Origin of the sequence: Aeromicrobium senzhongii (assembly GCF_014334735.1) — a bacterium.
GTDB classification, from domain to species: Bacteria; Actinomycetota; Actinomycetes; order Propionibacteriales; family Nocardioidaceae; genus Aeromicrobium; species Aeromicrobium senzhongii.
Window position 1 is genome coordinate 1513303 of record NZ_CP060587.1, and the last position, 11647, is coordinate 1524949.

Annotated in this window: 8 protein-coding genes; 4 read left to right on the forward strand and 4 right to left on the reverse strand. The window is 62.6% G+C overall.

The annotated features are described in order from the left end of the window. Positions 1-1098: 1098 nt before the first annotated feature. Complete coding sequence (locus H9L21_RS07595; protein ID WP_187411914.1) at positions 1099-3630, reverse strand: CAP domain-containing protein; 2532 nt, start codon at positions 3628-3630, stop codon at positions 1099-1101. Between the two features lie 535 nt (positions 3631-4165). Further along, positions 4166-5788, reverse strand: coding sequence for a hypothetical protein (locus tag H9L21_RS07600; RefSeq protein WP_187411915.1), 1623 nt, complete (start codon positions 5786-5788; stop codon positions 4166-4168). Between the two features lie 274 nt (positions 5789-6062). On the opposite strand from H9L21_RS07600, the gene H9L21_RS07605 reads away from it, so the two are divergent. Beyond that, positions 6063-6335 carry a hypothetical protein gene (locus H9L21_RS07605; protein ID WP_154595030.1) on the forward strand — a complete coding sequence of 91 codons (273 nt, stop codon included), beginning with the start codon at positions 6063-6065 and terminating at the stop codon, positions 6333-6335. Between the two features lie 397 nt (positions 6336-6732). On the opposite strand, the gene H9L21_RS07610 is transcribed toward H9L21_RS07605, so the two are convergent. Next, entirely contained in the window at positions 6733-7020 is a 288-nt protein-coding gene (locus tag H9L21_RS07610) for a hypothetical protein (RefSeq protein ID WP_154595029.1), read from the reverse strand. Positions 7021-7024: 4 nt separating this feature from the next. After that, on the reverse strand, positions 7025-8263 hold the full coding sequence (locus tag H9L21_RS07615; RefSeq protein WP_222865884.1) for a restriction endonuclease: 1239 nt from the start codon (positions 8261-8263) through the stop codon (positions 7025-7027). Positions 8264-8378: 115 nt separating this feature from the next. Here H9L21_RS07615 and H9L21_RS07620 point away from each other — a divergent pair, with 115 nt between their 5' ends. The 3 genes from H9L21_RS07620 (at position 8379) to H9L21_RS07630 (ending at position 11553) form a co-directional block, all read left to right on the forward strand. Beyond that, entirely contained in the window at positions 8379-9239 is an 861-nt protein-coding gene (locus H9L21_RS07620) for a hypothetical protein (protein ID WP_154595027.1), read from the forward strand. A 73-nt stretch (positions 9240-9312) separates the two neighbouring features. Then, complete coding sequence (locus H9L21_RS07625; protein WP_230081359.1) at positions 9313-10020, forward strand: AbiV family abortive infection protein; 708 nt, start codon at positions 9313-9315, stop codon at positions 10018-10020. Positions 10021-10173: 153 nt separating this feature from the next. Continuing rightward, a complete protein-coding gene (locus tag H9L21_RS07630; RefSeq protein ID WP_154595026.1) occupies positions 10174-11553 on the forward strand; it encodes a hypothetical protein in 1380 nt (459 codons plus the stop codon). The last annotated feature ends 94 nt before the right edge of the window (positions 11554-11647 follow it).

An 11647-nucleotide genomic window follows, 5' to 3' on the forward strand; every position in this document is an offset into this window, starting at 1 on the left:
AGATGCGCAACCGGGCTCGAAGCGCGTTGGCCTCGACTTTGTTCGTCGCGTTCGATCGGGCTTTGCGTTTGGCGCCGTTCGGTCGTACGGCTGTGAAGCAGACGCGTTCCTGTGCGGGCGGGCAGGTTGCCAGGAGCCTGACGGCGGGTCTGCTGCACGAACTGGGCTTAGGGGCTCAGCCGTGCCGCGCTACGGCGAGCAGCGTTGATGACGCGCTCGACTTCCCCCGCTGCCAAGAGTCGCGAGGCTACGTCGTCACTCAAGTCCGCGTTCGGGACATTGAGCCACTTGGCGACGCTCCAACCCCCGTGAAGGCCAATCTCTCGAAAGATCCCGATGACCTCGGGGATGCCTCGGTGAACGTTTCCTGCGGCGTCGAACTGCCATGTGGGGAACCGCCGGTGGTTGTCAGACGTAACGCACATGAGGAGTTGGCCCGTGCTGACTCGGTGGTCTATCGCCTCTTGGGAGATGTCGAGCCAACGCTCGAGGCCAGCAATGTTGTAGAACGGACCAGTCGCCTCGGCCATCGGGCTTCGCCGACGGGGCGGGGATGTCTCTCGCCCGTCGTTCCACGAGTCGCGACGCCGGCCCGTCATCCTCGTACCTCGATCACTGGTCGATTCCCTAGTTCGATCCCACATGCCACTTGCAGTCACCATACGGCGAATCTCGCTGGCGCCACCACGCATGGCGTTGCTGACGGTGTGCGGAATGTGCCTGCGCGACTGCAGTGCTCTTGTCTCTGGACGCACGGGTGTGCTGTTACGGGGGTCTGGAACATCGGGGCAGGTCGCTTCATCCTGGGCGCCGGAAGCCGTTGATAACTTCTAGTTATCGGAGGTCCAGCCCATAAGGGCGGCTGACCGAAGTTGGGCTGCTCGCCGGACAGGATCGACTCGGCGAGCGCGTTGGCGTCACGGTCACGTTGGCGTTCTGCCTCGGCGCGGCGCGCGAGGTTCGGGTCTACCTCGTCAGGGGAGGGGAACGACGTACCGAAGGGGCTCTTCGGTGGGACGTTCGAAGGGGCATCGCTCATGACCTGACTTATGCGACGAAAGAACTCTCACAGCCGCACAAGCCAGAGCGAGTGTCTTACTACCTCTTGAACGTCACCGTCGCGATGTACGTTCCGGACAGGTCAGAGTTACGCACATTCACACCGATAGCGTCCCAATCGGGGCGCATCATGGCCGCGTTGTGAGTTGGAGATGATTTCCACCCACTGATCCACGTGTGTACCTGTTCGAGGTTGAACAAGGTGTTGCGTCGGTTCCCACCCACGGGGGTTGACTCGGTGAGGATCTCTCCCGCTGTTCGAACGGGAGCCCCGCATCGGCGAGCCGTCTCAGCCTTCGCGGCATCTTCATTCAGGTGGACGAATCCACCCATGTGTGCGGCTGAAAGGGCTCCGTCCATCGTGAAGTGGGCGCCGTAGAACAGGATGGACCCATCGGCTTGACGGTCCAAGCATTCCTCGCGGGGGAGACGCGAGAGCCCATGCGATGCCCGGTAGTCATTGACAGCCGCGATGGTCGCGTCTTCCATCTCGGTGATCTGGTTGCGGTCGAGACGGTTGGTGTCGCCCGGCTTACCCGCGAACGCGATGTAGGTCCACACGTCTCCACGGAAGTCCCGGTAGGAACGGAAAGTCGCCGTGTACCCGCGCGCCAGATGCGTCGCGACCGCTCCTTCTGCCGCCCAGTTCTTCGCGTACTTGGATGTGATTCCACCCTCGGTTCGGGTTTCGAGGACTGGCTCGTTGAACAATTCGTTCACGATGGCGTCGGCTGTGCCGCCCTTGGACGCAAGTACGAAGCCTTCCTCGTACCCCTCTTCGCAACCACTGTTGGCGAACGCTTCGTACTTGCCGCCCCACATGGTGTTATCCCGGGAGGGGCTGGCTGCGTAGAAGTTGTAGATGGACTTGTTCTTGGTGCGGTCTTCGGCCTTGGACTTCGCCCACCTCTCAACGGCATCTTGGAGGCACGCATCGGCCTCGGTCCACACGGGGTCACCCTCGGTCCAGAATCCCTCCTCACGGCGGGTGTCGATGAACGTCGATGAACGGGCAAGTATCTTGGCTCGCACGTCTGCCGCGAGGTTGGTGACCTCCACGGGGGCCTTGTACGGCATGTCGTCGAGGATGACGCCAGCGTACGTCCACACATTCCCTCGGTAATCACGGTAGGAGCGGGTGACGATGCGGCCCTCGTCGTGGGTGAGGGCGTAGTTGATGCGGTCCTTGGCGGTGGTTCCGCTGTCCCCGCGAAGGACACCGGTCGTCAGGTCGGCGGCGATCTGCTCGGGTGTCTTGGCGTTGGAGTAGGTGAAGAACTGCTTGTAGAGGTTCGGGCAGTCGAGTGGTTTGGTCGTCCACTGACGTTCGTCGGGGTTGGTCTGACCGGTTGCCATCGTCTTGGCGCGGGCGTCGATCTCGGTGGTGATGCACGCGTCGGCGGTCTGCACGTTCGCGCCAGTCGGAGTGGTCTTGGCGGCCACCGCGTCGGTGACCTGCTTGTCGAACGCGTCGGTGCGCACCGGTGTGGTGTAGCGGGGGTGCTCGAACGTGACGACGGCGACGGCCCACAGGGAACCGTCGTGGTTCCGGTAGACGCTCAGGGCGACTCGGCCGCTGCTGGCTGCGAGCGCGTCAGCGATGGTGCGAGGTCCGGTCGTGGTGGGTCCGGTGACACCGTTCAGCAGTTCGGTGGCGATGTCGAGGGGCGGGTTCATGGGCCATGCGTCGGTCGCGGCGGACAGGACGAGAGACTCGTTGTACGGGTCGCAGGTCGTGACGTCGGCGGGAACACCGGTCAGGGTCCGGGTGGTCGCGATGTTCTTGGCCCACTGGTTCGCGAGCCCGGCCACGCACGAGTCGCCGTCAACCCAGCCGGACGGGCCGGGGATGGTCAGTTCGTGACGGAGCCAATCCTTGACGCCCAGCAGGACGTTTGGGTCAGCAGGAACCGGCGGCGGGGGAGGAGTGGGAGTCGGGACCGTGGTGGGGACCGTGGTGGGAGCGGTCGTCGGGGCGGGCGTGGTCGGTGCCGTCGTAGGAACCGTGGTGGGCGCGGGAGTGGTCGGGACAGTGGTGGGGGCCGGGGCAGTCGGGACAGTGGTCGGGGTCGGCTTGGGTGCCGGGGCGGGCTTCTTCACGACAGGCTTCTTCTGCCCGACGAACAGGACCGTGTACGTGCGACCCTTCTTCTTGTCCCGGTACGTTGCCGCGCCGTACACCTTGTGCTTGGCCGAACGGATCGACTTCTTGTACTCGTGTGTGCGGCGAACCCGCTTCACGACACGGGACTTGGTGCTCTTGGACGACTGCTTCACGAACACCATGTGCACGTGGGCGAGTCCGCACTTCTTCGCGACCGTCTTGCGGTTCACCTTGTAGAAGTTCTTGCCCCGCTTGGCTGAACGGTTCGCCTCGTACCTCGCCTGCTTGCGAAGGCACGAGTTCGCCGTTTCCTTGCCCTTGGTGCGGTTCTGGGAGACGAACGACTTCTCGACCGTCTTCGCGATCGAGGACACCTGTGAAACCTTGCGCCACTTGACAGCATTCGACGCTCCAGCCGTAGCAACCACCATCGCCAGAACTGTCGCCATTACGACGACGAACTTCACTGATGCCCGAGCCATACTGTTCTTCCCCCTGCACGCGGTGTGGCGTCTGAGCCTAATGCGTCCAAAGTAAATCAAGGGGCTTAACGTTCAATCGCACGTTTCTACGGTTTGCCCTCGACGAGCCGTCGGTACCCTGTGACCCCACGAAAAGTACGTCAGGCCATCTGAATGCGGTGCGAACGGCCAGGTGCCTCTTGGCTCGACGAGTTCCTTGCACGAGTCGTTCGTTGTCTGGTGGTGAACCTGGACGGACGGGTTCATCAGAAGCTCGGCCATTTCCCGACGGTGCGTCGACATCGATGATGGACTGAGCGATCGCCCGAGGCGCCACGGTCTTCACGCTGGGCTTGCTGCCGGTGCCGATCGAGGACGTCCTCAGACGACGGGGGAGCGGGCGCGAAGACCGGCGGCGCCACCGGTGGGACAGCACCGAACGGGGGCGCGGGTGGTCGTGGAGTCTGGGCATCGCTCATGCCCTCCCTATGCGACGAACGAATCGTCACATGGCGTACCGCCGCGTTGGCGGCTCCCTAGTTCAGTCGGTCACGCTGGCGGTCACCACGTAATACCCGGCGCGGTCACTGTTGCGAACCTCGAGACCGATCCGCTTGGCGTCCCGGCCTCGAAGGTACGGGTCGTGGGAGCCGGACTCCTTCCAGTTCTGCACGAACCGCTGCGCGAGTTCACGAGCGAACTGGTCTGACCCGTTGTTGTACTTGCCCGAGGAGGTGGTCATGATCTCGGCGGCGGACTTCACATTGCACCGCTTGAACACCTCAGTAACCGTCTTGTTCCCGGGGTCGCGGTGCTCGATGTCTTGGAACCCGAACGAACCATCGACACGGAATGTCCCAGCGAACATGATCGATCCGAGGACCGCTTCGCGGATACAGGAGGAGTTCGTGAGCGGGGTCAGACCGCCAGATGTGGTGCGGTAAGCGTTGATCTCGCTGACGACCGATTCTTCGGCGATCTGGATCTGACGCGGGGTGAGGCGAGTGACGCCCGGCTCACCATCGAAGTCGTGCACGGCGATCATGTACGTCCACACGTCGCCGCGGAAGTCACGGAACGACGCGACGGAGATGGGGCGAGCCGAAGTGAGAGTGTCATCGACGGTGCGGCGCGCTCCCCACCCGCGGGCGTAGAGGTACTTGCCCTCCTGAGTGAAGGTCGGAGACTTGTAGATCTCGTCGGCGATGCTGACGACGGAGTTCGATTTGGTCGCGATCACGTAACCGGCGTGGTGACCGTCGGCGCAGCCGCTCGACGCGAAGGTCTCGTCCATGCCGCCGTAGGTTCGCAGAAGGGGTTTTTCTTCAATGCGAGGAGCCGAAGCGGCCTTCCAGTCGTCGTAGTAGTCCTTGTTCTTCGCCTTGGACTCAGCGATCGACTTCGCCCAATCTGCGGCCTTGGACTCCATGCAGGGATCAACGCTCGGCCACGATGAAGCGCCGGAGCGGGTCAGCAGTTCAGTCTTCAAACCGGTTTCGATGTCGGTCGCTCGCGTCGGCGCCTTGTACGGGTAGTCGTCGAACACGACAGCCATGCCGGTCCAGATGCGACCGCGGTAGTCCTTGTACGAACGGACCGCGATTCGACCCTCCTCGGTGGTGAGCGCCTGACGGATCCGGTCGGCGGCATCGTTACTGCGATCGGTGTTGCGAACGACGCCCGTAACAGTGCCGGTGTGCAAAGCGGTCGCAATGGCCGTCGGGGTGTCGGCCGTGCTGAACTTGTGGAACTGCTCGTACAGGTCAGGGCAGGCGAAGTTACTGTCGTCCCACTGGCGACCGGTGTCGGTCTCACCTGTGGCGATCGACTTCACGCGGCGGTCCATCTCGTTGACGATGCAGTCACCCGGGGCGCGGACCTGCGCCTCGGGGCCACCGTACGCCTCGACGTTGTTCACGATGGTGTTCGTGGCCGGGTTAGTGACCGGGGCCGTGTAGACGGGGTGCTCGAACTTCACGACGAGGTGCGCGACGTACTTGCCGTCACGGGTGGGCGTCTCAGCGACCTTCACGAACACAGTGTCGCCTGTCTTCACATCGGCGAGTGAGCGAGAACCGGTCAAGCCGGTGTTCGGGTTCGTCTCGGTGTGCTTGCGGTCGAGCCGGAGCCCGTCCATGAGCGCCCCGGCGGCCAAGGTGACCATCGCGTCGGTGTCACCGAGGAACGGCTTGTTGAACTCGGCCGTGGTGACGAACCCGTACGGTCCGCACCCGATGCTGGCGAACGTGGCGGGGTTCGTGCCGAGGTTCTCAGCGCACGCCGGGAGCGGGGTCGTGAGGGTCACGCCGTGGTTGCGGCTGATCGCGTCACGCAGCGACTCCTGTACCCGCCCAGCGGGCGGCGCTGCAGGGATCGGGGGAGCGGTCGGCTCGGTGGTGGGAATCGTGGTGGGGACGGTCGTCGGCACCGTTGTCGGCGTGGTTGTGGGGACCGTGGTCGGCACGGTAGCCGGGGTGGGCTTCGGCGTCGGCTGGGGAGCCGGGGGCTTCGGTGCAGGCTTCGGCTTCACGATCGGGCGACCCGCGAGCATGACGGTCCACGCACGCTTCGTCTTCTTGTCCCGGTACGCGCCCGCCCCGTACGAACGGTTCGCCGAACGGATCGCCTTCTTGTACTCGGCGTTCTTGCGGGTCGTCTTCACGATCTGCGACTTCGACTTCACGTTCTTCTTCGACACCCGGACGATGTAGACGTGCGAGACCTTGCACTTCTTCGCCCACCCGGCGCGGTTCGTCTTACCCCACTTGCCGTTCTTGGCCGAGTTCTTGGCGTGCGAGGTCGCCAAGGATGTGAGGCACTTGTTCTTGGCTTCGGCAGGTGAGACCCGGCGGTCCTTCTTGAACTGCTTGGCGACAGCGTTCGCGGCGGACCCGTACGAGGAGACCGGGTGCTTCGAGGCAGCCGTCGCCGCCCCAGTGGCCAGGCTCAAGAGCACAGCCAGGGTTGCAATGATGATTGCCAATCGTGCCTTGAGTTGGTTCACCAATGCCCCTATGTCCGCGATCGCAAAGGGTCACGACGTTTGCGTCGCGCGCTGATCGCCAGACCCCGAGAACGTGCCAACAGTAACGTGAGAACCACTGGCCACTAGGGGAAAATGTTCAGCCTTCCGACCGATCCCCCGGAAACAGACGCCGATCCGAACCATGAAGACCGGGCGAGCTCCGACTCGAGACTGGATGAAGCGATCCAGACGCTGGCGCTGAACGCGGCGATGTCCTTGGCAACTTCGACGACATCCTTGCGATGGTCGAAACCGAGCGTCGCCTCGTAATCGAGGTTCGCGTTCAGCTCCGTGCGCAATAGGCTCATCAGTTTCTCGTGCGATACCACGGGTTCGGCGGCGATCGCAGATACGTCTGAAGCCTCGCTCACGCTGTCATCCCGCTTCTTCGTCCAGCACCCAAGCGCGCTTCATGGGGATGAGGCGTTGCGTCTCCTCTGGCAAGACGTCGTACGTTTCAAATAGTTGGTCCAGCACCTGTTCGGCCTCCCATACGCGAATTGAGAGGCGGTTCGTACGGATCTCACGCCGTGCCGCTGCGTTTAGGCCGCCCCACGCGACGAGAAGTCCTTGCGACGCGCCTTGTGTGGAGATTGCGCCCTGCAGCCCGCGCACCACGAGGGCGCTCACCTGAGACTCTTCTGACTTGACTTCGACGACGACTCTGGGGTCATCGAGTCCGAGCGGGCCGCTGCCAGCGAGGATGTCGACTCCGCCGTCTGGACCTTCGGGCGACACCTCACAGGTGAAGCCTTTGGTTCTGAGGATGTCAGCGACGAGGTGAGTCAACTTGTGGCCCTTGAAGTTCTCGATGAGGTGTGTCTGGACACGATCACGTACCGCCTGCAGAGTTGGTGTCGCCACCGGGTCCGTGACGTCTTCGGTGTCACCGTCGACGGGTTCTACATTGCCAATTCGTCGCGGTCCGGGCACGCCTGAGGCTCCCGGGTCGATTCCGGTCTCGAGGACTGAGCGGAGGCGGTTTTCGGCGGAGTTCCTCACGGCCCGGAAGATCGTCATCGCGCCGCCCAAGGTGTAGAGCAGGTCGTCCTTGATCGCTGCCCGCGCCACGTCTGTGCGTCTCCAATCGACGCCAACTTGATGTCGCCGGCTGGGGTCCGGCTCAGCAGCGTCGTAGGAGTACGACGAGGTGCAGATTCCAATCGCGATCTTCTTCGTCGTCTTCATCGGCATGACGACCACGTCGCCCGGCTTGATGGTGTTGCGGAGTGCATTCAGTTGGCCGGTGAAGTTGTAGATCTTGCCTTGAGCCTCACCGGGGTACCCGTCCTCGACCGCAGCCTGAATCTCGGCGCGGGTCGTCAGAGACTGGAGCGACCCGACCTCATGAAATCCGCCACCTGCGCGCCCTCCGTCGAGGCCCCACTGTTCGCGTTCCCCGGCAACTCCGGCTCTGACAATCCATGCGGTCACTAGTAGTTCTCTCTGTTGTAGACGTACGCCTTCGTGGAACACGGTGCCACCAACAGGAATCCATTCTTCTTCAACACCGTGCGGAGTCCCTTGCGGGGGACGACCTTGTCGCCCGGTTTGCTTTTCGGCCCATCCGGCGGGGGCCACCTGTTTGACGATGGTGTCAACGTCGAGGCCCACCTGTTCAACCACCTCTGTGGACGGAGACTTCGATAAATACTAGTTATCACAGGCAATGTCCCGTCTCGGCGCGCCGGTCGAGGATTGTGGCTCGGGCACAAGGCATGATGCTGTCTTGTCCGCGTTGAAGGGATCCTGCTCGATGTACAACCTGCTAGTCGGCTTCCCTGAGGGCTCTGCCCACGCAGGACGCGTCTTCGAGTACACCCCTGACAGTGTGAAGGCGAAAGTGGCTCCGGGCGGTGTGCCAGATCTGACGGCGTTGATGGGACTGCCGACGTTGGTGATGCCCGAAATCAGAGAAGGTGAGCCGGAGGTGGCGCGTCTGGGGCGGATCCTCAATCTCGCACGTCATGGATCCACTTACACCTTCCAATTCGTGCCCGACGCCAATGTGACACCTTTGCCGCTCGAGAAGATGCTGGCAAACGCTGACCGCTGGGGCATGCAGGATTTCGAGTTCTACCGCACCCACTGGGCCGTGAAGGACGTCGATGCATACGCCGCAATGTGGGGCACGGTGGCGGGTCAGTCGATGCCGGGCCCGAAGGCGTTTCAACTGCCAACCGACAAGCTTCAGTCTCATGACCTGGTCGCTGTCATGATGCCGTTCGACGCGAAGTTCAATTCGGTCTATGAAGCGTTGCGCGGAGCGGCAGCCGAAGCGGGGATGCAGTGTCAGCGGGCCGATGACATCTGGAAGAACGAACACATCTTGGACGATGTGCTGGAGCTCATCTGGACTGCACGGGTAGTAGTGGCTGACCTGACTGATCGCAACGCAAACGTCTTCTACGAAACCGGTATCGCTCACACCATCGGTCGAGACGTCGTGTTGATAACTCAGAACATGGAGCACGTGCCGTTCGACCTGCGAGCGATTCGAGCGCTGAACTACTACCCCAATAGTGAAGGCTTGGACCACCTGAAGGACGGGCTGCGAACGAGGTTGAAGACGATTCTCGCTAGTTCCTGAGGTCGCTTGGACTGCAGCATTCGCAGGCTACGGCGAGGCGATGTTGATGGGTCACAATGTGCGGGTGAGTACGATGACCGCGTCCCAAGCCCGTGAACTTTGGTTGGCTCTGGTGGATAACGCATCGCGACTAATCGCAGATGCGCACCTCCTTCTGAAGCAATCGCCGGGCCGGGCTCGCTCCCTCACGGTCTTGGCTGAGGAGGAGTTGGGTAAGGCGCTTTGGCTCTATGACGAGTTCAATTCGCTCTGGAATGTCGGGTCCAGTGAGCAGCGCACGGTCGAGCGGTTCAAGGCAGACGGTCGCAACCACGCTCGCAAGTATTTCGAAGCGATCGTGTTCGGGCGTGAACTCGCCATGTTCTGGGGGGACTTCTCGGACATTCCCGGGCCGGGAGATGGCGAATCGATCGAAGAGTTCCAAGCCCGAGAGGCCGTCGAGGCGGAGAAGGGGGCGAAAGCAGCCAACTTAGCCAAACAGGCTGGCTTCTACGTCGATGTTGCACCTGACGGCTCGGTTACGTCGCCTGCCTCGATCGAAGGCATCGGAGTAGCAAAAGACCTCGAGCGGGCGGCCAAAGTTGTCGAGATGCTCCTGATACGGGACCACAGCCGAATGAAGTTCGAGGCAGAGGTGCCCTACGAGGGCACTCACGAGCAGCAGTTCCGTCTGCTGCCGGTCTCGCATCCCGAAGAGTTCAGCGCGGCGAGAGAGACCGCCTGGCCGGGCAGCCACGAGACGCCCACGCCCGACTCGGAGTCCGAGTCGAACCAGAACTAACGACGTTTCCGCCCACTCGCACTCATTTGAAGTGACCGTCGGACGGTCGAACAGGAGAGTTCCGTCGCTGCGGGTTGTTAGCGCGGGCTGACGGGCACACCGGGTTTGAGGCTTCCCCCGCGATCCGTCCGAGGGGTCTGCGACGCTTCCACCATGGAAGCCCCAGAACCCTCCGCCAGTCACGATCTGTTCGCGGACTTTGGCGGTGTCCGTCGACGAGTCTTGGCGGGCACGACAAGGAGCGCGATCCGCGAGGCAGCCTCAGCCGACATCACCTTGGAGTCGTCTTCGCAGCAGCCGCCCGTCGACTTGGCTGGGGAGTTCGCTCTCATCGTCTCGACACCCGAAGCGGGGGCCGCCGAGGCGTATGACGAAGTCATATTCACGGGCCACGTGTTATCGGCTACTCCGGAAGCCGGACAAGTCCGCCTCCGTGCTGAATCTGGACGCGCGCTCGCCGAGTCTCGGCTAGGGCTGTTCGGTCACGCGAACGTGCCTCCGCTTGAGCTGATGCACTTTCTCGTCCGCCAAGGCGGACTTCCCGAGGAGCGAGTCCGCATTGGTGGGCTGGACCTGACGCGCGAAGAAACCTACTCCGTCGAGCAGTTCCTCCAAGGCGTTCACGTAGATGGCGCCGTTCAAGGTCCCGACGTCGATATCGCTCCAGTGACGCCGGACCTCAACCCGGATGATGTCCTCGGTCACTCACTCAACAAAGTGTCCGAGCGTTGGGGACGCCCAAGCGCACGGGTCAGGACTCAAGTGCGAGCCACTTCGATCTTTGCGGCCTACGAGGCTGGCATGGCGAAGATCGAGGTCGCGCTCGATTCGTTGCTGGCAACGGCTGTGTACGGGCTGACTGAGGACCCTTGGGGTCGCGAGATCGCGTTCGCAAGAGAAACGCTCTTGGCCAAGCCGGTGGTCATCCCATTCGTGGCCGTCGCTGGCGTCGAGACTCCAAAGCGAATCTGCGTCTCTAGTGGGACGAGTTCGATTGAGACTTCATTTAGTGTTGACGGGGCTCTTGAACGTTGGTCTGAGATCTTGCACAAGGGCCCGAGCGATGCGGTGGCTCGCGGCCTGCGGGCTCTTCGGGACGCGGCGGATGAGAGCCGTGACGTATTCGACCGAGCCCATGCCATCTCCACGGCGCTCGAGTACTACGCCGCCAGTAGCCGCCCTGCTCGGGTAGTCAGTAAGAAGGCCAGGACCGCTGCGGTCGATGGCCTGAGGAAACTGGACATCTTGGATGGCGAGCGCGAGCGTCTCATGGCCCTCGTCAATGCCGTGAACAATCCGCCACTCATGGCCAAGGTTCGACACCAAGTGAATATCGACGAGGTGCCCGTGAGCGAAGCGGAATGGGCGCTCCTGAGGGAACTTCGGACTTTGAGAAACCGGACCGTTCACGGCCACGTGCCGACGCAAGACATCCCCGATCGAGGTGCGCTGCGGTGGGCTGTCAGTGTCACGGCCCGTTTGCTTCTGTTCCGGTGGGCTGCGAGCATCACGGCCGCTCATTCGGATCGATAGATCGGAGGTCCTGCTGTGGCGATCGAGACCCATGCAGACTGCGTCGGCCGAAGTCGCACACCGCATGTATTTAGTCCTGTGTGGCCACAGCTCG

Bases quoted from the DNA above. Each gene is read 5' to 3' on its own strand.
- H9L21_RS07600 (WP_187411915.1), bottom strand. From the start codon at position 5,788: ATGGTCACCTTGGCCGCCGGGGCGCTCATGGACGGGCTCCGGCTCGAC.
- H9L21_RS07625 (WP_230081359.1), top strand. From the start codon at position 9,313: ATGACCGCGTCCCAAGCCCGTGAACTTTGGTTGGCTCTGGTGGATAAC.
- H9L21_RS07630 (WP_154595026.1), top strand. From the start codon at position 10,174: ATGGAAGCCCCAGAACCCTCCGCCAGTCACGATCTGTTCGCGGACTTT.